Below are 26,563 nucleotides of genomic sequence, written 5' to 3' on the forward strand. Positions count from 1 at the left end.
GTTAATAAGGAATCGCGCGTTTATACCTTCAAAAAGCAAATCATTTATCAAAATTATTTTCAACTTATTTTCCCGAAACCTTCGGCCTAATGAGGGTCTGAGGTGATCAGAAAAAATTGACCCCACACGATCATTTCTTGTTAGGTCAAATTCACACCAATGAAAAATTTCTTTTCCATTTCTATGGTAAACCCCTAAAGCCCCACAGGAAGCGAATGAACGACTTCAAAGATTAGTCTTGTTAGATGTAAAATTTTAAAATAAATCGGGGGGAGGGGTTGCAGGAGGGAATAAATGGAAAATGATAGCTCGAGAAAAGGGAGCCATCCAAATTTATCAGTATAAGCGTTGGTTACTTTACCTCAGGCGTTAACCGAATCAATTCGAAAATTTTTGTTCGAAGAAAATCCGGATCAACGGGCTTGTTGAAATAAGCCACAGCGCCAACATTGAGGCAATATTCTTGCAGAACAATGTCGTTAATCGAACTAATGACAATAATGGGGGGCAGCGTTGCACTCAAAGAGCGAATTCCTCGCATAAAATCGCCGCCGGAAGCATTTGGCATAAGCAAATCAAGCAATATGATATCGAACTGCTCGCGTTTTATGGCACTTATGGCTTCTTCGCCGTCAAAAACATTGGTAATTTTAATTGGGTGACCCGAAAAAATGGCATCAACATAAAAATGAAATTCGGCTTCGTCGTCAACAACCAAAATATGTTTTTTGAATTCTTTTTGCATACGGTAGTCCTAAAGAGGATTAGGGCTTAATAAAATTACCGGAGACAAAGGACACATTTAGAAATTTGGCGCGTTTTGCGGCTTCCAAAGCTTCAAGTCCTGTAAGGCTTCCAAAATAAATTTGTTTCAGTTTTCCATCGTCATAAAGCATTTCACCTGAGTTTTTTCCGTCATCCAAAATCAATTTACCGGTTGATTTCATCATCGTCATTTCGCCCATATAACTTGAAAGCGGACGCTGTTGAATCGGATTTCCCTTTTCATCAAGATGAAGAATACCATAAATCGTTTTGCGAATTCGAGTTGGATCAGCGGGTTTTATGATATAATCAGAAACGCCAGCACTGAGACACTTCATAATCAGATTAGTATCTGACATTGAACTTAGTACAACTACCGGTGGAATTTTGAACTTTGATTGAACAAGGGCTTTGATAAAATCAATTCCATTCATCTCAGGCATTGACAAATCCGTAATAATGACATCATAGTCAATGGTTTCGAATTCCTTCATTGCTTCTTTGCCGTTGTAAACCGATTTGATCGTAACCCACGAAGTCTGTAAAACCGATTGCACATAGAAATGGATATCTTGGTCGTCGTCTGCTAAAAGAAGCTTTCTAATCATGTGATTTGCGAAGAAATTGGATTGCACTTAGAGGCAATGCTCATTATTAGTGATTGAATATACAAATCTATTTAAAGTGAAGCATTGAACTATTGACTAAAATAAGGAAAAAACATTGATTTAATATTTCAGAGGTTTTGAGTCCGAACGTCTATGTATCAAATTCAGTTAAGAATGAATTAACGAATCAACTTCATTTATTTGTATGTCAGTTGTTCGGTAAAACCGATTATGCCTGAAATCAAACGCTTGGTTTTTCAGGTTAAATCACTTGGTCGCCTTTGACTTTTCGCCTAAATTAAGAACTTCAAAACCGGATTACGGTTAATTACAGAGTACAGAAAAATTATGAAACGAATCACCATTCTCGGCTCAACCGGGTCAATAGGAAGAAGTTCATTGGATGTTATTTCGCGATTTCCCGAAAAATTTCAGGTTCAATATTTAAGCGCTTATCGGAATTTGGAATTACTTTTAGAACAGGCCGACCAATTTCGCCCTAAAGGGATTGTCATAAGCGATAGTTCGCTTCTGGGCTTACTTCAAGAGAAAATTTCATCTCTTCATCGTAAAAGTTACCGCCCCGAAATTCTTTGTGGTGAAGAAGGTACAGTTGAAATCTGTACTCGCTCAGACACTGATTTTGTCATTGGCGGCTTGGTTGGGTTTGCAGGACTTCGACCAACGCTTGAAGCAATTAAGGCAGGAAAAAATATTGGGCTTGCCAATAAAGAGACACTTGTTGTTGCAGGTGAACTCATTATGTCGCTCGCAAAAGAAAAGAAGGTCTCCCTTCTTCCGATTGATAGTGAGCATTCCGCCATTTTTCAATGCCTTGTTGGAGAATCGAAAGAATCTATTGGTAAAATCATTTTGACCGCTTCCGGTGGCCCATTTCGAACGAAACCAAAAGAAGAATTTCATTCGATTACCGTTGCGGATGCGTTAAAACACCCCAATTGGAAAATGGGGCAAAAAATTACGATTGATTCTGCCACTCTTATGAATAAAGGGCTTGAAGTTATTGAAGCAAAATGGCTTTTTGATGTACCGCTTTCAAAAATTGAAGTTGTCGTTCATCCGCAATCCATCATTCATTCTATGGTAGAATTTTCTGATGGGAGCATTAAGGCCCAACTTGGAACTCCGGATATGAAAATTCCAATTCAATATGCTTTAAGCTTTCCAGAACGGTTTGCTGCCAATTATGAGCGGATTGATTGGCGAATTCTTAAACGCCTTGATTTTGAATCTCCTGATACAACTCGATTTCGTTGCCTTGCTTTGGCTTATCAAGCCATTGAAAGCGGAGGTTCTTATCCTGCAGTCTTAAATGCCGCCAATGAATCTGCGGTCGCTTTGTTTTTAGAAGAAAAGATTCCATTTATAAAAATTGCTGATTTAATTGAAGACTCTTTAATGAATCATCAACAAGCACTTTGCAACAATTTGGATTCGCTTATCGAAATTGACTTAGAAACCCGCCGTCGGGTCACTGAACGCGCGAGTTACACGCTTGCATAAGGCTTTTCATTATTCACTTTCGTTCGATACATTTTTTAATCACACTAATTCAACCTGTTCCTATGGAAATTTTAAGTACCATTTTCTTTTTTCTTATTGCCATTTTTGTTTTGGTTACGGTTCATGAATTCGGGCACTTTGCAGCTGCAAAACTATGCGGAATGCGTGTAGAGCGTTTTTTTATTGGATTTGATTTTTGGGATTTGAAAGTTTGGAGTGTACAGCGCGGCGAAACTGAATATGGTATTGGTGCGATTCCTCTTGGCGGATATGTAAAAATTTCCGGGATGGTCGATGAAAGTATGGATACAGACTTTTCCAACAAACCGGCAGAACCTTGGGAATTTCGCGCAAAGCCGACTTGGCAAAAGCTCTTTGTACTTGTCGGTGGTGTTTTGATGAATATGATTCTCGCGCTTTTCATTTTTATAGGTATTGCACTGTTTTATGGAGACCCAAAAACACCTATTCGAAGCGGAGTATTTATACTTGAAAACACTGTGTTTTCGGAGATGGGGCTTCAAACCGGAGATGAAATCAAAGCCATCAATGGAAAAAGTGTCAAGTATTGGGAAGAAGTGATGGACCCTTCAGCGCTTTCATCAAGCGAACTTACTTACACCGTGTTACGCAATGGGGAACTCCGCACTTTTGTTGCACCTGATAATATCTTATCCCGCCTATCAGAAAATCCCGGTGTAGGACTTGTTCCTTTGCTTCCACCAACAATTTCTGAAGTTGCAGAAGGAATGCCCGCAAAAGCAGCAGGACTGCAAAAAGGAGATGTGATTATTGGAATTAATGGGGAGAAGATTGCCAATTGGTCTCAAGTCCAATCCACCGTTGGGTCTAACGCAAATAAGCCTTTAACCCTTGATGTTAAAAGAGGTGAATCCCAAATACAATTAACCGTTACAGCAAATTCTGATGGAAGAATCGGTATCGCTTCGGATCAATCCCTTAGAAATCGTGAGTTTACCGAACTAAGTTTTTTTGGAGCCATTGGTTCAGGATTTGATCAAACCTTTAAAATGACTGCAACAACTGTCAAAGGTTTTTGGAAAATTTTAACGGGCAAAGAAGAACTCAGTAAATCCGTGGGCGGACCTGTCAAGATTGCAAAAATGGCAAACGACAGTGCTTCACAAGGCGCGGGAGTTTTTGTTTACTTTTTAGCATTGCTTTCAATTTCACTCGCTTTTATGAATATTCTCCCGCTTCCGGCTTTGGACGGTGGACAAATGGTGATGGTATCGATTGAAGGATTACTTCGCCGAGAGCTCTCTCTTAAGGTTAAAATCGCTGTACAACAAGCTGGAATGACAGTACTGTTAATTTTAATGGTGTTTATTCTCTATAATGATATTGCACATCCATAATCACAATGAAAATCCAATTATTCAGTATTGCTCACGGAAGAAGCGGTGATAAAGGCGACACTGCAAATGTTGGGATTATTGCCCGCGACGACCGATTTTTTCCGCTTCTTAAAAATGAAGTAACCGCTGAACAGGTGAAACAACACTTCGGCAAAATGGTTGAAGGAAGAGTTGAGCGTTTTGAAATGGAAAACATCGGCGCTCTCAATTTTTTGTTACACGGTGCTTTAGGTGGCGGGGGAACACGCTCTCTAAAATTGGATGCTCAAGGTAAAACTTTTGCTGCTGCGTTACTTCGAATGACAATTGAGGTAGATGAATCTAAGTATCCCTTTCTTAATGATTCTTCGCTTGCTCAATATTTTAGCAACTAACAACGCGATTTTTCAAATTTTTCTAAGCATTCTTAAATAGCGAAAGGGCTTTACCGTTCCACTCCGGGAAAATCGCTCTTGCTGATTTTGCATCACGGATTCCAAGGTGACGTTCCAACACTTCTCGATAGACGCTTCTGAAGTCAACCGTCACGGGTAAGTCTCTCCCTTCATCTAAATTTTCTTGAGCAAGTTCCGGAACACTTCCATATACTTTTCCGCCCATTACGGTAGAACCCAATAAGAAAAAGCACGAAGCTCTGCCGTGGTCAGTTCCGAACGAACCGTTTTCGCGAACTGTTCTGCCAAACTCGGTTGAAGTAAGCAAAATCACATCGTCATGAAAAGTTGCTATATCCATCCAAAAGGCATGAATTGATTTTGAGAGATCGGTTGCTGCACGGGCAAAGGCACCTCGCTCTGTACCTTGCTGAACATGCGTATCCCATCCGCCGGATTCGGCAAACGCGATTTCAAGTCCCACATTGGATTTAATCAAAAAGGCGATTTGCTTTAAGGCATTTCCAAGCGGAGTGACCGGGTATTCTGCACCGTTTTCGGGTTTGTAGTTTGAAACGCCCAATTCCCTTAACTTTTTGATGGCTTCGAATCCTTCTTCGGCTGTTCCTTTTAAGATTTCCGCCGTAGTCTTTTCATAAAGTGCTTCAAAGCCACTACTTGAACTCATGCCCATAAGTCCTTGACCACCGGCACTTACATTAAAATTCGCAAGGTTCGAAACGGCGAGCACGGGCGAATCCCCATAAAATACACGCGGCATTGCGCCAGTAATTGACACGCCTCGAAAGGGGGAGTCTGACTTAGGCAGTGATTTTAAGGTGCGGTTCAACCACCCATCTGGTGTGCCTTTTCTTCCGGGTGTTCCGTTCTCCATAAAATCTTGGGCATCGAAATGAGATCGTGTTTTATCTGGTGAGCCAACACCGTGTACAATTGCCAATTCCTTTTTTTCAAATAAAGGAGCCAATTCTCCCAATGATGGGTGAAGACCAAATCGTTCATTAAGTTCAATTAAGCCACCATTCGAGCCAAGCTTCATTGATAAACGAGGTCTGAATTTCTGAAGATGTTTATCGGCATAAGGAGAAACCGCCATTAAACCATCCATTGCACCGCGCTGAAAAATGTGTACAAGCACTTTCTTTTTTTGAGATGAGAACATCCTTTTTTCAGAAGCGGCAAAGGTTGCATACGGAGCGAGAACAATGCCCGCCAAGGCAAGTGCTGAATGATGCAGAAAATCGCGTCTTGTCGTGCTCATTGAATTAAAACTTTAATTGATTAGTGAATCGTTATCAAACTTGTGAACCGTTAACGCCTTTGAAACTCTGGAGACCCGATAATGAGGGCAAGAATTCGCGCGGTTTCTTCATAAGTCGAATTCATTATTGGTTTTGATTCTCCCCTTGGTTTTTTGTTTTTTTTCTCCATTGCTTTTTTCTTTTGGACTTCAAGGGTTTGCGATTCATCATCAGCATTGATTTTTTCAATTAGGGCGAATTCACGCATTTCATCTGAGATTTCTCCTGATGAACTCATTGAATCAGCAACTTGCATTGATTTGACGGGTTTCGGAATCTCCTCAGAATAGTTCTTTAGCTTCTCTTCAAAATCCGGTCTTGATAAGATTGGAATTAAGAGTTTTATGGTTTCTTCTGTTTTTCGTGAAGGCAATAGCACTTCGGCATACTGACGGAGTGCAGCTTCAAGAGACTCCGGCTCTTTTCCTTCGGTGAAGGTTTCGTAATCAAGTGAAACGCCTCTGATTTTAGCCCTTGTGAGGTTGGTTGCAAAATTCATCCGGTTAATTAATGAGCCGCTATTCACCCACGCTTCTGCTCGATCAGGGAAACCGGTTGGGGCAGAGTAAGCATAGATTTGTTGCCCCATTTGAGCAATCCATCGAAGGGTTGGAATTGGGTTTTTCAGTTCTGCACCGCTTCCACGAATCGCACTGACTGCATATTCAAAAGGGGATTTGATTTTGCTTTTCTTTTTTGCTTCCGCCCAAAATTCATCGGTTAGAAGGATGGCTCGAGTAAGTTCTTTCAAGTTTCCATTATTTTTTTCAAAGGATTTTGAAAGTGCAAGAATGGTTTCTTCAGATGGGTTATCGGAGATAAATCGAATTGCAAGTTTTTTTGCAATATGCTTTGCAGTTGATGGATGGTGGGCAAGCATCGTAAGTACTGCTTCACCTTCTTCAAGACCGCCGCCTTTTTCAAATTTTTTTCCAAGGATAACTTTTTCACCGGCATCGTGTGTATCTGAACGGAAAAGGAAATTTCCATCGCGAACAAAGCCAACATTTTTTCCTCGTTCAATTCTCCTTTCAATTTGCTCTGCGCGTTTTCCTAGTGGGTAAAGAGTCCAGCCCGTTAATGCTCTTGCAACTTCAACGACATCTTTTTGAGAATAACCGCCATCAACGCCAAGGGTATGCAATTCCATTAGTTCGCGAGCATAATTCTCATTAATGCCTCTTCTCGGGCGATTGTTTTTAACGATTTCCGGAAGTTTAGCTTCCAATTCTTCTTGAAATCGCCTTTGGTTTTCTAGCCCGGCTTCGATTTGGGGAAGAAACGCTTTCATTCGTGGGTTTCTTCGAATCTCGTTGACCTTATACATCATAAGCGTTTCGGCACAATCAGGGGCGAGTGATTGTGCATTATCGAGATACAAAAGCATTGCCGGGTGTTTAGCGGTTGCAAATAGCATCGATTGGAAGTCTTTCAGAACAAATGGGCGAATGGCTTCTCGTTCATAGTGATAGACATACCCACGGGCTTGGCCTTTTGTGTAAGAGACATTGAAATGATTAAACCAAAAATCGGTGAGAACCTCGTGAAGTTGATTATTGGAATAAACTGCGCGAAAGAGTTTTTGGGCTGATAACTCTTCTAAGAGTTCGGTTTCTAATTTGTATCCGTTTTCTTTCGCGAAGGGAATAAGTTTTTCACGGAGTTTTTTTCGATCAATCTGAGCGACATCCTCTTCTTTTAGAATTCCCTTTTTGTAAGCTTCTCGAAGCAATTTCCCCAGTTGGACATATTGAACCGCAATTTCATCGACCTCCAATGAGAGAGACTTCATTTCGGATAGAACTGAATCAAGCCCTTTTGGTTCGGATTTAGGGTTCATTTGGGCTTCAAACCATTGATCAAGCCCAATTTTCAGCACTTCATCTACCTCATTTTTTCTGACACCGAAAGTAAATCGTGAAAGCAAATGCGCCGCGGCTTCCCGTTCTGTGATTCCTGCCTTTTGATAAGGAAATTCTGATTTTCGACTTGGGGTAATAAGGCCAACTTTTCTGCTCGAAAAATTTGGGTAATTTGAAGCCAAACTTTCTTTTGTTGCAAAAAAAGCAACGATAAATAAAAACAATGCTACAATTTTCATAATGCTCAAATTTTTATTGGCGAGGTAACAAGTTTGAAGTAAGACGATTTAACTTGATTTTCGTTTAACTTCTTACTTCTTTTTTTTGTTGTAAAATTTACAGTGTTTTATCAAAAGGAATCTGAACAATTAGCATCTAAATCTTGTAGTGAAGCTATATTTATGTGTTATAACAACCTTCTTCTCATTTAATTGAAATCACACCGAAATCAATGTCAAAGAAAAAAACTTGGATTATTTGGGGAACCGTTTTGCTTGCCATTGCGGTATCCGTTTATTTCTTCATTTTTTCTAAACCGCTTCCAGAGGCACAAGCCGAGAATCCGGCGATGATTAAAAGAAATGTCAAACTTGAGCGCCAGAGGCTTAAGGTTGAGGTGACCGCAATGGGGACCATACAACCGATTTACAAGATTGACATCAAATCGAAAGCAAGCGGTTCTGTGCTTTCGCTTCGATTACAGGAGGGTGACCGCGTTAAGAAAGGCGAAATTATCGCTACAATTGAAAAAACTGATGCTTTAGCAGCTTATAACCAAGCCAAAGCCGATGCTGATGTTGCAAAAGCAAATCTCAAACAGTTAGAAACAACCCTTTCGCGCAGGAAAAATTTGTTTGAAGGTAAACTTATCAGCGAGGAAGAAATGGAAACTGCTACACTCGAGTATGAAAGGGCCAAGGCGCAAGTGGTTCGTACACAAGCCTCGTTTGAGCAAGCTGAAATCAGGCTAAATGATTGTGTGGTTCGCAGCCCGGTTGAAGGAATCGTGCTTGATAAAGTGGTTGATGAAGGGCAAGTTATTATGGGGGGGTTGAATGCAGTTTCGGGCGGCACGACCATTGTTACAATTGCCGATATGCAGAAGGTTTATATTATAGCAAATATCGATGAAGTCGATATTGGACGGGTAAGAATTGGACAGCAAGCGCAAATCATTGCTGATGCTTTCCCGAATCAACGATTTGTAGGCAGGGTATTAAGAATTGACCCTTTAGCAAAAGTTGAGCAAAATGTTACACGCTTTCCGGTGGTCATTGAAGTTCCCAACCCAGATTATCGGTTACTTGCAGGGATGAATGCCACCGTTACGATTGTTATTACCGATCGAGAAAATGCACTTGTAATTCCTATTGAAGTGCTTCGAGAAGCCGGCGAAGGGCGAATGGGCGCTGCTGGTGGAGCTGCCAGCGGCGGAGTTCCTCCTACTGCTAACGGAGGCGGATGGGAACGACGTGGCTCTCGTGAAGGAGGCGATACCGTCAAAATCAGTGATGAGGAACGCGAAAAACGTCGTGCGAGAATGATGGCCTTTCGATCTAAAATGGAAGAATTTCGATCGGATTCTTCACTTAAGAATGCAGGAATTGTACCTCAAATGCGCCTTGCTTCAATCAAAGACACGGCATCGGGGGAGTTTAGACCGGTACCGATTATTATTGGTTCTAGCAATGCTGAATTTGCAGAAGTTCTCTTTGGCGCGAAAGATGGAGACGAGGTTCAAATCACGACCTTTTCTCGAGCATTGATGGAAGGAAGAATGTTCCAAGAAAGAATGCGTCAATCTTCCGGCTTTGGCGGTGCACCATCTGGCGGTGGCGGCGGACGGCGTAACAATTAACTGGAAACACACTCAATGAATATTTCTGAAAGTTTTTCAAGCGCCGTTTCTTCGCTGAAAGTTAATGTACTTCGTTCGGTTCTGACGATGCTGGGAATCATTATAGGCGTTGCAGCGGTCATTACCACCGTTGCGCTCGGCGAAGGGGCACAGCGAAGCGTCAAAGAAAATCTGCAAAAACTCGGCTCAAATTTGCTCTTTATTCGACCGGGAAATCAACGGTTTGGTGGGGTTGTTATTTCAACATCAAGCGGTATTTCCTTAACCGAAGCAGATGCAAAAGAGATTCGGGCTAAGTCTAAAATCGTTGAATCGCTTTCACCGGAGGCGAGGCGAGGTGTTCAGGCGAAATATGGCAATAAAAATTGGAGTACAACCGCTATTGGGGTTTACTCTGAGTATGAAACAGTTCGCAATGCCACTTTAGGTTCCGGACGATATTTTGATAAAAATGAATATGATGCAATGGCGACTGTTTGCGTTGTAGGACCAACTATTGTTCAAAATCTTTTTGCTGCAACTGATAATCCCATCGGAAAAAAAATCCGATTAAACAACATTGAGTTTCAAATTATTGGGGTTTTAGAAGAAAAAGGTCAGAGCGGATTTCAAAACAATGACGACCAAATCCTTATTCCACTCACCACTGCTCAAAAGCGACTTATTGGGGCAACTTGGGTTTCGGGAATCACGCTAAAGATTACCTCAGAAAATAAAATGGATGAAGCGGTGGTTGAAGTTGAGCAGATTTTGCGGCGAATGCACCGCCTTTCTGAAAAGCAAGACAATGACTTTACCATTAGAAATCAGAGCGATATCATTTCTGCATTCTCAGAGACCTCGAAGATTATGTCCTTTCTTTTGGCAGGGTCTGCCATTGTCTCGTTAATTGTGGGAGGGATTGGTATCATGAATATTATGCTCGTGAGTGTTACCGAGCGAACTCGCGAAATTGGCATTCGAAAAGCAATCGGCGCCAAGCGATTGGATATTTTACTTCAATTCTTAATTGAATCTACCTTGCTTTCCATATTTGGAGGGGTCATTGGGGTGCTTTTAGGGATTGGCGTATCTGAACTTCTGAATGCAAATTCTACCTTTAAAACATTTGTGCCGATTGAATCCGTTCTTATCAGTGTTGCCTTTAGTGGATTGGTGGGGATTTTCTTTGGTCTTTACCCTGCAAGAAAAGCCGCGGCTTCCAATACAATTGAAGCCTTGCGTTACGAATAAAACTTCAAGAATTCGATTTTTATCGGAGTCTAAAAACTAAGTCGGTACCTATCGATTTGTTTCAAATGGCTAGAAACAAAGAATCCCGCTCACGCGGGATTCTTTGTTTCTTAATGGCAGTTGGCCGTTAATCGAGAAGTTGCTTAGTTATAAAACGCTTCGCGGTTATCTTCGATTTCTGCTTTCTTCTTCATTCCTTCCACCCAAGCGCGCATGACTTGTTCTTTCTTTTCGCGTAAAATCTGTTTCATTAATGCTTCTTTCTGTGAATTGAATTCCTCTTCGGTTCCGTCAATTTTTTCTGAAAGGACAGCAACAGCGACACCGCGTTGAACTTCAACAGGTGCGGTCATTTTTCCAACAGCGGTTTCGGATAAAACACCCACAAGCGCATTTTCACGACCAAGACCCGGAATCATACCCGAATTATACATCACTTGTCCGGTTGTTTGAACGGTTAACCCTTGGTCTAAAGTAGCAAGTTTATCGATATCACCGCCGGCCTTTTGAATGAATCCTTTTGCCATCTCGCGGAGTTCGGCAATTTTTTTCTCTTTTCGAACCTTTTCTTTGATTTCATTTTGAAGCGATTCATCCAACGGGCGGTAACCTTCATCGTTTATTCCCGTAACTTTTACAACGGTAAATCCGTCTTTAACCTCAATAACTTTGCTTATTTCACCTTCTTTTGCAGCGAAAGCAAATCGTGAAACGGATGGGCTAAAGCCAAGAAGAAAAATGAATCCATTTTTTTGAAATGAACCCGTTTCTCTTACTTCTAACTTTCTATTCTCTGCTTCCTTTTCAAACCCTTCTTCGGTTGCAAAATATTGGTAATCACTTGCTGCGCGTCGTTGCCTTTCCAAAGTTGTGGCACTTGCAGTGATTTTTCGGCTCAGTTCAACAGCTTTCACTTCACGATCTTCTTTACCAGTAAGCTTAATGATATGAATTCCGAATTGCGATTGAACCGGTGCTGAAACTTCACCAACTTTTAATTTATAGGAAGCTTCTTCAAAAGGTTTGACCATTCGACCTTTCCCAAACCAGCCCAAGTCGCCGCCTCTTGCACCCGATCCCGGGTCTTCAGAAAACATTTGAGCAAGACTATCAAATTTTGCTCCGGCTTTGATTTTGGCAATTAGCTTTTTTGCTTCTTCAATGGTTTTCATAGTGTCTGACTTTGACTCACCTTGAGGCTTAAGCAGAATATGAGAAGCACGAATGGTTGGTTCAGGGCGTGTTTCGACGCCGGTAATCTTAATGAGTTTCATTGTTCCCAATTCTTCAATAGGGCCAATCACTTTCCCCTTTTCAATCGTTGGGGAATAAAGCAATGCTTGTTGCTCTTCGGTAAGTGATTCAATGGCATAATTTTTACCTGCACCGATTGGACTATCGCTATTGATTGCGATAAAATCGGTATCGTTAGGAGCGCTCGCAAATTCAGGAATCAAACGTTGCAATTCCTCACGAATCTTTAGGGTGTCTTCGGCAGTTGCGGAATTTGAAAACAATACGAATTTGGCCGTCCGGCTTGGCTCCTGTTTGTATTCTTCTTTGTGTTCACGATAATACGCTGAAATTTCACTTTCAGAGACTTCAAAAGTGCTATCAGGCTTTAACCTACTGAAATCGAATAATACATATTTTGCCGAAAGCTTTTCCGTTTGCTTTTTGAATCGATTCCGAGCTTCTTCTTCAGAAACAAAAACTGCTTCCGATAAAGTGCGTTGAAATTTTTCATACATTTTTTCGCGGCTAATGTATTCTTCAACTTGAACCCAAGCGGCTTTATTTCTTTTATCGGAAATCGCGCTTTGAAGCTTTTCTCTATCAATCAGACCTGTTGCGGGATCGCGAAATTGCTGTGCAATAACCTCTGGAGGGTTAGGGCTGTATATGGCTTCAACGATTTCTTTATCAGTTACTTCAATTCCAAGTTTTTTGTATTCGACTTCAAGCAAGTTTTGCATGATGATGTTTTCCCAAGCTTGCTCTCGAATTCTTCCGTCCATTTGTTCATCAATTTCCATCCCTTGCATTTGCTGGCGGTAGTTATCGAGCATCACGCGGTAAGCACGGTCGTACTCAGCGAAAAGCACCGGTTTACCATTGACTCTTCCTGCTTCGTTTCTACGACCACCGGAAGAACTGTAATTCATACCCCATTCAAAGATGATGGTAATAAGAAAAGCGCCAACTAGCACATACAGAACGATGTGCATGTTATCGCGCATTTTAGACATAATTGGCATACTTGCTCGTGAATGATAATGTGTTATTTTTGCCCGCTTCTTTTTCAAATAAAAAACTGGTTCAGTTATAAAAAAGTGAACCTAAATAAAGAAAAGAAGTAGCGGATTTCGCTTAAAGTATTAAAAAACAATTTTTTGAAAATGAGCGGCAAATATACGACGGTGACCCTCATCCTCAAAGGGTAAATTCTTGATTGGTGTTGCCAATTTTTTTGTGGATAGCAAGAATGGACATGACAAATTTATTAGACAATCTTTCATTTCGTGATTGGTGGTTACTTCTTACTTCAGTTACGATCGGGGTATTTGTTTTTCAATCCCTCGTTTTTTTATTCGGTCTTTTTCGTTTACCGAAACAAGTTCAGCTATCGCAAGGGGCATTACCATTTGTTTCTGTGGTGATTGCCGCACGAAACGAAGAGCAAAATATTGGCCGAACCTTACAATCCCTTTCAAAATTAGATTATCCGAAAACCCACTATGAAATCATTGTTGTTGATGGAGCATCGGTTGACCGAACGGCAGAAATTGTAAAAGAACATGCCTTATTAAATCCGGTTATCAGATTGATTCCGGTCGATTTAACCAGACCCTTAAAGGGAAAAGCCAATGCGATTGACCAAGCGATTGATGTTGCTCGTGGAGAAATTATCATGATGACGGATGCCGATTGCGAGGTTGAACCGACTTGGATTTCAACTGCTGTTAAGCATTTTACAGAGCCGATTGGCCTTGTCTGCGGCGTGACATTGCCGAAGGGGTACAATTTCTTTTCTAAAATTCAGGCAATTGACTGGGCTTACATTCTTGGAACAAGTTCCGCTTTAGCATCTCTTGGTGTACCGATTGGCGGAATCGGAAACAACTTTAACTTCCGCAAGCAAACCTATCAAGAAATTGGCGGGTATCGAAATATTAAATTTAGTGTTACGGAAGATTTTATGCTTTTTCAAACCATTGCACGTTCACGGTGGAAAATCGCATTTCCGGCACTCAAAGAAATGCACAATGTGACAGAGCCGATGCCAACGATTGAGGAGTTATATATTCAAAAAAAGCGCTGGACACTTGGTGCTTTAGATGCAAGCTTTGGGCAATCCCTTTATGCAACGTTAATGTTTATGGTTCATGCATTAACCTTAATCTCTGTTTTTATACTGCCGGCTTCAGTTTGGGCGCCAATGATGGGCATTAAAATACTCGCAGATGCAATTATCATCACTCCCGTTATGATGCGATTTGAAAAATTGAAATACTTTATTGCATACCCAGCTTTTCAGATCTACTTTTATTTTTATGTTCTTCTTGTTCCTTTCATTCTCCTTTTTAGTAGAGAAGTGGTTTGGAAAGGAATTACCTATCAGGTTTCAACTAAAACATAACCCAAATGTCACGATTCACCCGAATTTTCATCATTGTTTTACTGGGATTGAATTCTCTTATTTTCAGTTCTTGTTCAGGTGGAAACAACGCACAAGGCCCGCTTTTTGTCATAAGTGAAAAGGGGAAATTCGGCTTTATGGATTCAACAGGAAAAATCATCATTCCTTGTGAATATGAGGACGCAAGAGAATTTGCAGATGATTTGGCATTGGTTCGAGTTCGAGGTCTTTATGGGTATATCTCTTCAAGCGGCTCTGTGAAAATCGATTTTAAATACATGTCAGCGTGGAGTTTTAGCGAGGGTTTCGCGCAGGTTCAATCGGGCGTTAAGCGTAAGTTCTTGAATACCGAAGGCGATGATGTGTTTCGAAATTTATATGACAATGCGCGAAGCTTTAAAGAAGGAATGGCTGCGGTGGAATCGAATTCGAAATGGGGATTTATTAATAAAGACGGGTTACTCTTAATTAAACCGAATTTTGATTATGTCTCTTCCTTTTATCAAGGTCTTGCGGTTGCAATGAAAGACGGAAAATTTGGGTTTATTGATAAATCAGGAAATGCTGCATTACCTTTTCAGTATGAGGATGCCAACGATTTCAGTTCCGATTCCTTAGCAGCGGTAAAGCGCGGAAATTCGTGGGGGATTATCGACCGCGGTGGTAAGATGATTTTCGACCCAATCTATAAAAATGCGTTAGGCATGACCGATGGTTTAGCGGCAGTTCAATTTGCTCCGTCATTTACCGATTCCTCTTCACTTTGGGGATATATCGATCCTAAAGCAAATGTTATCATCGAGGGACAATTTGAACAAGTCTCTCTATTTTCTGAAGGCTTAGCCGCGGTAAGAAAAGGAAATAAATGGGGTTATATTACACCGAGCGGCAACTTCGCGATTTCTCCTCAATTTGACTTTGCAGAACCATTTAGGGGGGGCTATGCAAAAGTGATGGATGGCGGAAAATTGGGATATGTCCGTAAAGATGGTTCATTTTTACGCGAGCCCCAGCGATGATCAATAAAATATGGAACACAACCACAGGATTTACGAAGAAAAGCTTGCGCAAACGAAAACTGCCGATAAGGGCATTAAGTGGGCTTGGCTGATTACATTTGGCATTTTTTTTATTGAACTTTTTGGCGGTATAATTTCTGGAAGTTTAGCTCTTTTAGCTGATGCCGCTCATATGGCTGTCGACGTTCTGGCATTGGGCATCGGTTACTTTGCCGTATGGATCACCCGAAAACCCGCGACTCCACGCCGTACTTACGGTTTTTACCGGGTTGAGATACTTGCTGCACTCTTAAATGGAATTCTACTCATACTCATTTCTTTAGCGGTTGCATACGAGGCATTTGAACGCTTTTTTTCGGGCGTACAAATCAACTCTTTGCAAATGTTTGGGTTTGGCTTTCTTGGATTAATTGCAAATATCTTTAGTGCTTTGGTTCTCCATAAAGAAAAAGATAGCTCTGTTAATCTAAAAGCGGCATACCTACATGTCTTAGGCGATTTGGCAGGTTCCGTGGGCGTGATATCCGGAGCACTTTTAATTTATGCCACGGGCTCAGTTTGGATTGACCCGTTTATTAGCCTTTTTATCACGCTCCTAATCATTCGAAGTGCGTGGCGAGTTGTAACCGAATCAATTGATGTCCTTTTGGAATCAGCACCAATTGGTGTAAAGTGTGAAGAGGTGGAAGCGCATTTGCGCGCTCAAGATCGAGTAGTTGATTTGCATGATCTTCATATTTGGACAATAACTTCGGGTGTAAATGCGCTGAGTTGCCATATAGTTATCAATAATTATGAATGCAGCGAATCCCTCATTCTTAGCTTAAATCACTCGCTCAAAGATCGGTTTAATATTGATCATGTCACGATTCAACTTGAAAATGCAGAGGTTCGGCAAAAGATTGATCACCTCACAATTCAAGAAGTCGTTGCAAACCGTGGGAAGAAAAATTCCACACCACATCATATACATCATCATCACACACATTAACCTTCCCATTTTATGAGTCAATCTCTGAAGAATTCGATTGATACGATATTCATTCGCTTATACATCATTCTCTTTCGTGCAATTCTATTTTCTCCTTTTTTAATTTCAACTCTTATTTTTGAATCGTGTACGATGATGAATCAAAAACCTCAAGTAAAAGTTGATTTTCAAGGTCACCGCGGGGCGAGAGGGTTGTTACCTGAAAATACAATTCCGGCATTTCTCAAGTGTCTTGATTATGGATTGACCACTTTGGAATTGGATGTTGTGGTTTCAAAGGATACCCAAATTGTTGTTTCTCATGAAGGGTGGTTTTCTTCTGAAATTTGCAGTCTTCCAAATGGCGATTCCGTTTTAAAGGAAGACGAAGAAAAGTTTTTAATCTATTCAATTCCTTATTCGGAAGTCAAAAAATTTGATTGTGGAAAACGCGGTCATCCCCGCTTTCCGGAGCAGCAAGCCAAACCTTCAGTCAAGCCTTTGCTTGCTGAAGTTATTCAAGCCTCAGATGCTTATGCAGCTTACCTTAATCTTTCGCAGCCAATTTATAATATTGAATTAAAATCGGAGCCCGGGAGAGACGGTGTGTTACAACCTGAGCCTGACATGTTTGCACAATTTGTTTACGCTGAACTCCTGCGCTTGGAAGTTCAAAACCGAGTGATTATTCAATCTTTTGATCCACGCGTTCTGAACAGCATGCATAAAATCGATAGCACCCTTACTTATGCACTCTTGGTTGAAACAGAATTGAGCGTTGAAGAAAACTTGAAGTCACTTTCTTTTCAACCTAAAATATATTCTCCTTATTTCAAACTCGTGACCCCAGAATTGCGCCAAACATTAAAATCGAAAGGAATTCAGTTGGTTGTTTGGACAGTCAATGAACTCAGCGATATGAATGCAATGATTGCACTCGGTGTTGATGGCATTATCACAGACTATCCCAATCGAGCATCACAAGTTAAGATTGCTCTCGATTCGCTTCAAAAATTAAATCATAAAACGAATTAATTAATTGCGGAGAAGCAAATTTTAATTGAATTGGGTTTAAAAATTCGACTTCCCCGCTTATCTTCTTTAGCATCACCGCTATGAATTGTGGCTCGCTTCGTGCCCTTCGATTTTTGTTACGCAATCACACACATCAATGAATTTTAACAAATACGATAAAGGTCCATTTTACGATGAGATGTTTCTGGCTGGTGGAGAAACTCGCCCGTGTTATGATTATATCAAGTCTCAATTAGAGTTACTCGGCACCGATGAACTGATGAGACGAAAGTATGCAGCCGAACGTTATTTGCTTAATCTCGGAATTACGTTCAATGTTTACGGGTCTTCTGGAGGCACCGAACAAATTTTTCCATTTGACCTCATTCCTCGTTTGATTGAACATCATGAGTGGGTAACCCTTGATAAAGGATTAAAGCAGCGGATAACCGCATTAAATCTTTTTATCAATGATGTTTATCATGAACGTCACATTGTGCGAGATGGCATAATCCCTAACGATATTCTTGAGTCAAGCAAAGGGTATTTACCGCAATGCAATGGTTTGAAGCCACCAAAAGGAATTTGGTGTCATATTACCGGAACCGACCTTGTTCGTGATGGCGACGGGAAGTTTTATGTTTTAGAAGATAATCTTCGCTGCCCTTCAGGGGTATCGTATGTTATTGCAAATCGGGAGGTCATGAAACGAACGCTCCCCGAGGCATTTGAGAAATTGGGTGTATTTCCTGTAGTGGATTACCCAATGCATTTGCTTGAAATGCTTCAATCCGTTACAAATAAAACCACACCGGTTGTGGCCGTGCTGACTCCGGGGATATATAACTCTGCTTACTTCGAACATTCATTTCTTGCACAGCAAATGGGGGTTGAATTGGTTGTAGGTACAGACTTATTTGTTAGAGATTATCAAGTTTATATGCGCACCACCAAAGGTCCTGAGAAAGTGGATGTTATTTATCGCAGAATTGATGACACTTTTATCGACCCTCTTGCCTTCCGCCCCGATTCGTTGCTTGGTATTCCGGGTATTTTTGAGGCTTATAAAAAAGGAAATGTGACTTTTGTTAATGCGCCGGGTACCGGCGTAGCCGATGATAAAGTGATTTATGCGTATGTACCACGAATTATCAAGTATTATTTAGGGGAAGAAGCCATTATCCCGAATGTCCCAACTTATATGTGTTGGCAAGACGATGAACGAAATTATGTTCTCCAAAATTTGAATAAACTTGTTGTCAAAACGGCAAATGAATCCGGCGGTTATGGAATGCTTATTGGTCCTCATGCCAGTGAAAATGATCGAGAGGAATTCAAACATCGAATCGCATCGAACCCGAGAAATTACATTGCCCAGCCAACCATATCACTTTCTCGAGTTCCAACCATTGTTGAGAATGAATTTGAAGGAAGGCATGTTGATTTCAGACCATACATTTTGTATGGAGAGAAAATTTATGTTTTACCCGGCGGGCTCACAAGGGTTGCGCTTAAAAAAGGATCTTTGGTCGTCAATTCGTCGCAAGGTGGCGGCAGCAAGGATACTTGGGTGCTTTCAAAATAGCACCAGCTAAGGGGTTGCAATAAGTCCATCAACTTCGCTTACGGATACTTTTCTCCACTCTGCGATTTGAGACATAATTAAATGCCTGACTTGGTCTCTTAAATCGGTGGCATCCTTTTCAGTCAGTCCTTTGGTTTCAATTGGCGTGAGAACCTTTAATCGAATATTATCGGCTCTTCCAAACTTGATTGAATGTTTTGGCAAACAGTTGCTTGAGCCATCAACCGCTAAAGGAAGAATTGGTAATTGATGCTCAATGGCTAATCGAAATGCGCCATCTGCAAATTTATGAACTCTGGAATCGGGCGAACGAGTTCCCTCAGGAAAGAACATCACCGAGCAATGCTTTTTCAGGTAAAATGCCGCTTTGGGTAATACATCAGCGCGGCTTTGTTTATTTTTTCGATCAACCGGAATATCTCCTGCAAGCTTTAACATCCATCCAAAAATTGGGGCTCGAAAAAGTTCTATTTTCGCAACCCACTTCATCTCCCAAGGCAAATTTGAAATAAGGGGGATATCTGCAAAAGATTGATGATTACTGACAACGATAAATGGATTTCGAGGATTGTTGATTTTCACTCCGCTGATTGTTAGTTTCCAAGCAGGGTTTACTTTACAAATTAGTACTCCAATTAGACGAAAGAAGCGGCCGGTGCGATAATGCGCGGCATCTCGATCAAACAAACGAACCAAAGCCAATAAGGGAAGCCATATCAATACGGCTACGGTACAAGCCAACCAAACGAAAATAGACTGAAGTACTAACATGAATAAGAATTTTTCGGGGCTTAAAATACAAGGAAAAAAGAGTGACCGCAAACGCGTTTCGTTTACGGCCTCATCCAAAAAAAGTTCAAATAAATAGCGGTGCTAATACAAGCGTAATAGTCGAAAGTAATTTAATGAGTACGTGAAGTGAAGGCCCTGCCGTATCCTTGAATGGATCTCCAACCGTATCGCCGACAACAGCTGCTTTATGCGCGTCTGAGCGCTTTCGATGAACATGCCCCGTTGAATCTTTGAATTGACCGGATTCTATATATTTCTTAGCATTATCCCAAGCACCTCCGGCATTGTTTAAAAACATTGCCATCAATATCCCCGTGATGGTACCAATCATTAACATCCCCGCCACCACTTCAGCGCCTGTTGCACCAGTTGATTGCTTTCCTCCGGCTTCATAAACAAATTTAAATATGACTCCTACAATAATTGGCGCCACAACCACAAGCAGCCCGGGCTTAACCATTTCACGAAGCGCCGAAGCGGTTACAATATCAACACAACTTTTATAATTGGGTTTGAAATCGGGAGGAAAAATAATGTTCCCTTCTGCATCACGATTTAAGGCTTTGAATTGTTCCCGAACTTCCGCAATAATCGCTTGTGCTGCTTTTCCAACAGCAATTACAGAATATGCACTAAATAGAAAAACAACCATCGCCCCAAGAAGCCCTCCGATAAAGACCTCCGGTTTGGCAAGGTTCACCGATTCCAATTGTAACCCGTAGTTGCGAAGTTCATCGAGATAGGCACTGAATAAAAGAAATGCTGCAAGTGCCGCCGACCCTACGGCATAGCCTTTGGTGAGTGCTTTGGTGGTGTTTCCCATTGAATCAAGCCGATCGGTTTTCTTGCGAACGCTTTCAGGTTGTTCGGACATTTCAACAATTCCGCCGGCATTATCCGTAATGGGACCGAAATTATCCATTGCAAGAATGTAAGCCGCCGTTGCAAGCATTCCCATTGTTGCGGCCGCTGTTCCGAATAAGCCCGCATGTTCAAGCCCGGATTGCGCACCCAAATAGTATGAGCTCATGATTGCAATCGAAATTCCGATAACAGGAAGTGCCGTGGATTCTAAACCTACCGAAATTCCCGAGATGATATTCGTTGCCGGGCCGGTCAACGATGCTGTAGCAATTGATTGCACTGGCCTGTAGCGATACTCTGTATAGTATTGGGTTAAGAAGACAAAGGCGAGAGAGGTGAGAAGCCCTATAATTCCACAAAGAAAAAAGTTAAGCCAAAATATCCCTAAAATCAATTTTGCTGCAACAAACATTCCTAAAGCAGAACCGGCCATTGAAACATAATAGCCTCGGTTCAACGCATTCATTGGATCTTCTTTTCCATCTGTTCGCACCACAAGCACCCCAAAGATTGATGCGAGCATTCCTGCGGCAGTCATGATAAGTGGAAAAAGCAAAATGCCGATTGGTGAAATGCCACTCGCCAGAAAAGTTGCTTCGTTGGCTTTAAAGAGCGCAGCTGCCAAAATCATTGCCCCAATATTTTCAGCGGCCGTGGATTCAAAAAGATCTGCACCGCGCCCGGCACAATCGCCGACATTATCGCCCACTAAATCTGCAATCACCGCAGGGTTTCTTGGGTCATCTTCAGGAATTCCGGCTTCGACTTTTCCTACCAAATCGGCGCCAACATCTGCGGCCTTTGTATAAATCCCTCCTCCAAGCTGAGCGAAGAGCGCCACAAAACTCGCCCCAAACCCATAACCTGCCATCAGAAGCGGAATATCTAATTCACTTTCAGTGACTCCAAGTGATTTCATTCCGACAAACAGACCGACAACCCCTGCAATGGAAAGAATGACGACAAAAAAACCTGAAATCGCACCGCCACGTAATGCCACTTGCAAGGCATCGTTGAGGGAATGAATTGCTGCGGCTGCCGTTCTGATATTGGTTCGAATTGCAACCCACATTCCGATATAGCCGGCAAGAACCGAACTTGCAGCACCTAAAATAAAGGATAGCATTGTCCAGATTGCCATTGCTTGAGGTGAAGCAACATCATGTGAGGTTGGGGTTCTTACAAAAGCATATAATATGTAAATCAAGGCAGCAAGAGCTACTGCCAAATATGCTATCGTTCTGTTTTGACGAGCTAAAAATGCCTCAGCACCTTCACGAATTGCATCAGAGATGTTTCGCATTGCATCGTTTCCGGTTTCTTTACCGAGTACGATTTTCATCAAAAAGAGCGCAAATAAAAAGGCGATGACGCTCGCGCCAAAGATAAAACTGACTTCCATTGGTGTTTTGATTAATGTTGACTTTTGTTCTGGTACTATTTCAAAAGTCGAAATTGTTTCAAGTTTAATAAAAGTAGAGGCTTAATTGAAACTTAAAAATGAATTCTTATTCAGATTTTTTCTCACCATTGAAGCGCTTCAGAAAGGATGGGAAATTCTTTTTTGAAAATATCCCGAATTGATAGCGCTATATCGCGATGTTCTTTCTGTGTAGCAGGGTCGCAGCGAACCTCGAGATAATGAATCCAACTTCTAACAGACCCTTTCATATAAAGCTTAGTTGAGGTATTGAGAGGAAGAAAAACCCGTGCCGATTCCTTCGCAATTCCTTTTTCTAAAGCTTCTTCATACCGCTGATAACCCAAATCCCAAATTTCTTGTTGTGTCTTTCGAAACCACGCTTTTGTCTCCGAATCAATGTCATCCAAAGAATTTTGCCGATTCTTTGCATCTTGTCTTCTTGCCTCATAAGTTTCAAACGCTGTCGCTTTTGAATAGCGTTGACTAAACTCCTGAAAACAAAAACTACGGTGACGAAGAATTTGCGGCGCAATGGCTCTCGTTGTGGTAATTTCGACGGTCATATCGACCATCTCAAAAATGCTCCAATGCTTATTTCGAATGCAATAAGAAAGCAGTTTTGCATAGTCTGGGTTTTCTTGATTGGGGCTTGAAACACGTGCACAATAGGCGATAAGACCTTCGGGCGAAAGCGCCGTGCCATCAATTTCTAAGAAAGGTTTGGTAACTGATATTAAACGAACCTGCATATCAATCGATAATTAAAATTTTTCCGCGAGATGCGTTCCCTCCCGCAATATCAACTTGGTAAAAATAAACCCCATTGGCAACTCTTGCCCCATTCTCTGTTCTCCCATCCCAAGTGACTTCTGCATCTGCATTTGACTCGCTGGTTGAGTAAATCGTTTTGACTTTTTTCATTGAAAAGTCAAGGATATGTATCGTTGCTGAAGTACTGTTTCCTTGATTAAAGCGAATTCGGATGAGCCTATCTAATCGAGGGGAAAATGGATTTGGATACGCATATGTGGCTGTCTTGGAAGAAGTCGGGATGTTGGCTCGTGTGATACTCCAGTTTTGCCCACCGTCAAGACTATAACCGGTTCCGTCGGTAGTGCCAACCCAAATAGATGAAAGTGAATTCGGCGTTCTTGGTACAGATAACACACTTTGAAACTCTGACTTAGGCTTTGTGAAAATTTTGGGGTTGGTTTGATCTCTCAAAACTCGCTGATTAATCCACGTTGCGCCGCCATTATAGGAAATGAATAGTCCATTGGTTCCGGTTGCAAACACCGTATCACCTTTGAAAGCGAAGTCGTAAATGCGTTCACCAATGAGGGCATTGCTCCAAGTAAGCCCGTCGTCACGCGTCCACGATACGCCAAATCTTTCGGTATTGCTTTGACCTTGCCAAGTGGCCGCCCATATCGCTCGAGAAAATGATGGTGTTGCAGGTTGTTCTTTTAACGCAATAATCCAATTTCCGGTGATTCCTCCACCTGAAATCTCCGTTGAATTTCTCGTGAACTTTTCCCAAGAAGGATACAGCGAATCAGCCTCTCGGGTTCGACAAATTCCATCAACCGTGCCAACCCAAACATCCCCATTTTGAGCTTGAAGTACTGAAAATCCCAAAAAAGTTAAATCGCCATCTTCACCTCTTCGTGGTTCTAATTTGGTGCGAACTGTATCTGTTGGCGAAAGTCTTCGAAAACCAGTTGGAGGTAACATCATTCGCTGCCACTTTTGACCATTATTTTGTGTTCTTCGAATCCCGCCCGACCAAGTCGCGACCCACACTGTTCCGGGCTTTAATCCGATGGCAATATCATAAATGATGTTCTGCTCGGGGACGATTATTGGTAGTGCGCTCACTTGATTAATACCATAAGGCTCAAGGGTGTCAGTTTGTTTATCGAGTGGCTGCGGTAAAACGGTCCATTCGGTTCCCCCATTCATGCTATAAATCAACCCATCGCCGGCTCGGGTCACGCCGTCCTTTTCTGAAATTTTTGATGAAGAAGCCCAAACACGGTTTGCGAGCACATCAACAGTTTGAATTCCTTCAAGATTAAAATTTTGAGCAGAAGTAGTAAAAGAAATGTTTCTGAAAAAAGGTGATTGAGACCATATTCCATTTGCAGTTTTGAGTCCACTTCGTGTAACAAACCAAATTTTTCCTTCACTTGTATCAAAGGCCATTGAAAACACGGAATTCGATCCGATGCTCCCTTCAAAGCTTTCGGAAAGCAGTAATTTTTCAAATCCTATTTTTGGGACACCTTGCGCGAGCGTTTGAATTGTGAAACACACGATCGAACCCAAAGTGAAGAAGCGACGCAATATTGAAGAATTAATCATACCGAGAGTTACCGCACAAAGGTGATAGAACGTTGAATAATATTGCTTTTGGCACCGCTTTTATCAATTGCTTGATAAGAAAATGTTCGTGTGACGGAAGTGTTATCACTATTAATTTGAAGTGTTGCAGTAAAAACACTATCGGCAGCAGAGAAATCGCCACTTTGCCCATTGCGATCTCCGTCGTTCAAAAGTGAAAAAGTAATCTGTGGATTATCTAAGCGCGTGGCAAGAATCTCACGAATATCTGCAATCCCATTTGTATCAGTGGCTACTGCTGTAATTTGAAACACGCGCCGCCCTTCCGTTGGGGTTGGAATAAAAACCGTATCAGGAGAATTGACTTGAATGAGGACAGGTAAATAATTTATTCTTGCTCGTAAATTTACACTTCCACGAGAATTTGAAAAACTAATTCCCTTTGATGAAAATGCCGATGCGACAAGCAAATAGCGTCCGGTTTGGCTTTTTGTCAATAGCACTGAAACTTCACCGGAAGCCCCTTTTCTGGATGATGAGAGCACGAGCGAAGAGGTTGCCAACACATCATCACCATCTTCTGAAATCAACGAGACCGTAATTGCCTCTGTTTCCAGATTGGTTTCAACTGATACTTGAAAATCTACGCGAACCCTGCCACGACTATCAGGAACAAGTGAATCAAGATCTACATCGTTGGGTGTAAAGGAAAATTTCTGAATAGATGGTGCGAGTGCCAAACCTGAATCTTCACTAATTGGAACAGGCGTGCAAGCCTCTATCAATAAAGCAAGAGAAATCAAAAACAAAACCCACGCTTTCCTAAATAACAATCTCATCATTAGAATTTTGCTCCCAAAGAAATAAAATTCGTTCCAAATCCAATGACCGGTTCAATCACAAAGGTGTAGTCTAAAGTGAGCATCGCCTTTTCAATCGGAAACGAAAATGAAAAACCTGCGGAGGGGCGTGCAAGTTCAAGGAAGTTGCTTCCTGAAATTGAAAGCTGATCGGCTCCGACTCTTATTGTGAAGGATTCGCTAATCCCAATAACCGCTCCAATCCTGATGAAACGGCTGCTTTGACTTTCTTCTATCGTCACAAACTCTTCGGTCGGAATCCCGTTTTGCAATCCGCTCACTGGTGTTTTGCGTTCAAGATTCCATTTCTGCTCTTCAAATTCGCCGGTGATTCGAATAAAATCAAACCCTCCAATTTGATTTGTACCATAGCTAAATCCCAGTCTCAGTTGAATGGGAATGTTATCTGTCGTTTGTGTCCCATCAAGCCCATAAATTGTTGAAGAATCCCATTTGTACTTCGCATTTAAATTTGAGAGAGACGCACCAAGGGTAAACGCCTGTGTTTCGGTGTTGATTAATCGATAAACAGCCCCTATATCAAACCCTAAAGAAAACGCGTTTGGCAATTCTTGATAGAGTGATGAAAGGTAACCTCGTATGTTAAAACCCAAAGCTAGTTTTTCTGAAAAGCGATTTGCAAAAGAAACCATCAATAAGTTTTCCGAAACCGAAATCATTCCTTGTTCAGCCCCATCACTATTTCGTGTGTCTATATTTCCTACCCCCGAGTTAATGAATGAAATCGATAGCCCTGCGGTTGGACCCGCCTTTGTTGAAAATGAAAGAAAATTCAGTGAGCGATCCATTGCAAGCAACCCAAACGAAATCCCTCCTTGCAACCGAGAATTGTAAGCCACAACGGCCGGATTATAATACCCTTGAGATTCACCTTCATCGATGATTGCAACTCCGGTGTTCCCTGCTGCAATGTTTTTTGCACTAAAGCCGAGCCTCGAAAAAGCTGCTGCAGCACCGGCGGTTTGACCACTTAATTCCAATTGAAAAAGAAGGGCAATAAAAGTGATGATGAGTATCCTTTTAGGAAGAATTGACATTCGATTGGATTTGATTAATACAAATAGGGCGCAAGTTTAGGAATTTTTTCTCGGTAAAAAAGGGGTCATG

General features: G+C 41.6%; 21 protein-coding genes. 10 read left to right on the top strand and 11 right to left on the bottom strand.

Annotated features, from left to right (window positions below; all coding sequences use genetic code 11):
• Positions 1–352: 352 nt before the first annotated feature.
• Together SFU91_02030 and SFU91_02035 are read right to left on the bottom strand one after the other, a co-directional pair.
• Positions 353–745: a response regulator gene (locus SFU91_02030; protein MDX2127796.1), complete on the bottom strand. Its 393-nt coding sequence runs from the start codon at positions 743–745 to the stop codon at positions 353–355.
• A gap of 19 nt (positions 746–764) precedes the next feature.
• Entirely contained in the window at positions 765–1,373 is a 609-nt protein-coding gene (locus SFU91_02035; GenBank protein MDX2127797.1) for a response regulator, read from the bottom strand.
• A gap of 348 nt (positions 1,374–1,721) precedes the next feature.
• Here SFU91_02035 and SFU91_02040 point away from each other — a divergent pair, with 348 nt between their 5' ends.
• The 3 genes from SFU91_02040 (at position 1,722) to SFU91_02050 (ending at position 4,650) form a co-directional block, all read left to right on the top strand.
• The gene (locus SFU91_02040; protein ID MDX2127798.1) at positions 1,722–2,897 is read left to right on the top strand and encodes a 1-deoxy-D-xylulose-5-phosphate reductoisomerase; all 1,176 of its coding nucleotides are present in this window, start codon (positions 1,722–1,724) and stop codon (positions 2,895–2,897) included.
• 62 nt (positions 2,898–2,959) lie between these two features.
• Entirely contained in the window at positions 2,960–4,276 is a 1,317-nt protein-coding gene (rseP, locus tag SFU91_02045) for an RIP metalloprotease RseP (GenBank protein ID MDX2127799.1), read from the top strand.
• Positions 4,277–4,281: 5 nt separating this feature from the next.
• Entirely contained in the window at positions 4,282–4,650 is a 369-nt protein-coding gene (locus tag SFU91_02050) for a hypothetical protein (protein ID MDX2127800.1), read from the top strand.
• A gap of 22 nt (positions 4,651–4,672) precedes the next feature.
• On the opposite strand, the gene SFU91_02055 is transcribed toward SFU91_02050, so the two are convergent.
• Entirely contained in the window at positions 4,673–5,932 is a 1,260-nt protein-coding gene (locus tag SFU91_02055) for a DUF1501 domain-containing protein (GenBank protein ID MDX2127801.1), read from the bottom strand.
• A 50-nt stretch (positions 5,933–5,982) separates the two neighbouring features.
• Positions 5,983–8,073, bottom strand: coding sequence for a DUF1800 domain-containing protein (locus SFU91_02060; protein MDX2127802.1), 2,091 nt, complete (start codon positions 8,071–8,073; stop codon positions 5,983–5,985).
• Between the two features lie 212 nt (positions 8,074–8,285).
• On the opposite strand from SFU91_02060, the gene SFU91_02065 reads away from it, so the two are divergent.
• Complete coding sequence (locus SFU91_02065; protein ID MDX2127803.1) at positions 8,286–9,692, top strand: efflux RND transporter periplasmic adaptor subunit; 1,407 nt, start codon at positions 8,286–8,288, stop codon at positions 9,690–9,692.
• Between the two features lie 15 nt (positions 9,693–9,707).
• Positions 9,708–10,925, top strand: a complete 1,218-nt coding sequence (locus SFU91_02070) for an ABC transporter permease (GenBank protein ID MDX2127804.1) — start codon at positions 9,708–9,710, stop codon at positions 10,923–10,925.
• 143 nt (positions 10,926–11,068) lie between these two features.
• Here SFU91_02070 and SFU91_02075 read toward each other — a convergent pair whose 3' ends face one another.
• Positions 11,069–13,183: a peptidylprolyl isomerase gene (locus SFU91_02075; protein ID MDX2127805.1), complete on the bottom strand. Its 2,115-nt coding sequence runs from the start codon at positions 13,181–13,183 to the stop codon at positions 11,069–11,071.
• A gap of 233 nt (positions 13,184–13,416) precedes the next feature.
• On the opposite strand from SFU91_02075, the gene SFU91_02080 reads away from it, so the two are divergent.
• The 5 genes from SFU91_02080 to SFU91_02100 all read left to right on the top strand — a co-directional run bounded on the left by SFU91_02080 (position 13,417) and on the right by SFU91_02100 (position 19,153).
• A complete protein-coding gene (locus SFU91_02080) occupies positions 13,417–14,565 on the top strand; it encodes a glycosyltransferase (GenBank protein MDX2127806.1) in 1,149 nt (382 codons plus the stop codon).
• Between the two features lie 5 nt (positions 14,566–14,570).
• Positions 14,571–15,584 (top strand): WG repeat-containing protein, encoded by a 1,014-nt coding sequence (locus SFU91_02085; protein ID MDX2127807.1) that lies wholly within the window; start codon positions 14,571–14,573, stop codon positions 15,582–15,584.
• Between the two features lie 10 nt (positions 15,585–15,594).
• On the top strand, positions 15,595–16,575 hold the full coding sequence (locus tag SFU91_02090; protein ID MDX2127808.1) for a cation diffusion facilitator family transporter: 981 nt from the start codon (positions 15,595–15,597) through the stop codon (positions 16,573–16,575).
• Positions 16,576–16,587: 12 nt separating this feature from the next.
• Positions 16,588–17,589 (top strand): glycerophosphodiester phosphodiesterase family protein, encoded by a 1,002-nt coding sequence (locus tag SFU91_02095; GenBank protein MDX2127809.1) that lies wholly within the window; start codon positions 16,588–16,590, stop codon positions 17,587–17,589.
• A 136-nt stretch (positions 17,590–17,725) separates the two neighbouring features.
• Positions 17,726–19,153, top strand: coding sequence for a circularly permuted type 2 ATP-grasp protein (locus tag SFU91_02100; GenBank protein MDX2127810.1), 1,428 nt, complete (start codon positions 17,726–17,728; stop codon positions 19,151–19,153).
• A gap of 6 nt (positions 19,154–19,159) precedes the next feature.
• On the opposite strand, the gene SFU91_02105 is transcribed toward SFU91_02100, so the two are convergent.
• The 6 genes from SFU91_02105 to SFU91_02130 form a co-directional block, all read right to left on the bottom strand.
• The gene (locus SFU91_02105) at positions 19,160–19,924 is read right to left on the bottom strand and encodes a lysophospholipid acyltransferase family protein (protein ID MDX2127811.1); all 765 of its coding nucleotides are present in this window, start codon (positions 19,922–19,924) and stop codon (positions 19,160–19,162) included.
• An 85-nt stretch (positions 19,925–20,009) separates the two neighbouring features.
• Positions 20,010–22,211, bottom strand: a complete 2,202-nt coding sequence (locus tag SFU91_02110) for a sodium-translocating pyrophosphatase (protein ID MDX2127812.1) — start codon at positions 22,209–22,211, stop codon at positions 20,010–20,012.
• Positions 22,212–22,333: 122 nt separating this feature from the next.
• Positions 22,334–22,981 (bottom strand): FAD-dependent thymidylate synthase, encoded by a 648-nt coding sequence (gene thyX, locus SFU91_02115; GenBank protein MDX2127813.1) that lies wholly within the window; start codon positions 22,979–22,981, stop codon positions 22,334–22,336.
• 1 nt (position 22,982) lies between these two features.
• Positions 22,983–24,548: a FlgD immunoglobulin-like domain containing protein gene (locus SFU91_02120; protein MDX2127814.1), complete on the bottom strand. Its 1,566-nt coding sequence runs from the start codon at positions 24,546–24,548 to the stop codon at positions 22,983–22,985.
• A gap of 56 nt (positions 24,549–24,604) precedes the next feature.
• Entirely contained in the window at positions 24,605–25,417 is an 813-nt protein-coding gene (locus SFU91_02125) for a hypothetical protein (GenBank protein ID MDX2127815.1), read from the bottom strand.
• Positions 25,417–26,493, bottom strand: a complete 1,077-nt coding sequence (locus tag SFU91_02130; protein ID MDX2127816.1) for a hypothetical protein — start codon at positions 26,491–26,493, stop codon at positions 25,417–25,419. Before SFU91_02130 ends, SFU91_02125 begins: the two co-directional genes overlap by 1 nt.
• Positions 26,494–26,563: the final 70 nt, after the last annotated feature.

Source organism: Chloroherpetonaceae bacterium, assembly GCA_033763895.1.
Lineage (GTDB): Bacteria > Bacteroidota > Chlorobiia > Chlorobiales > Thermochlorobacteraceae > JANRJQ01.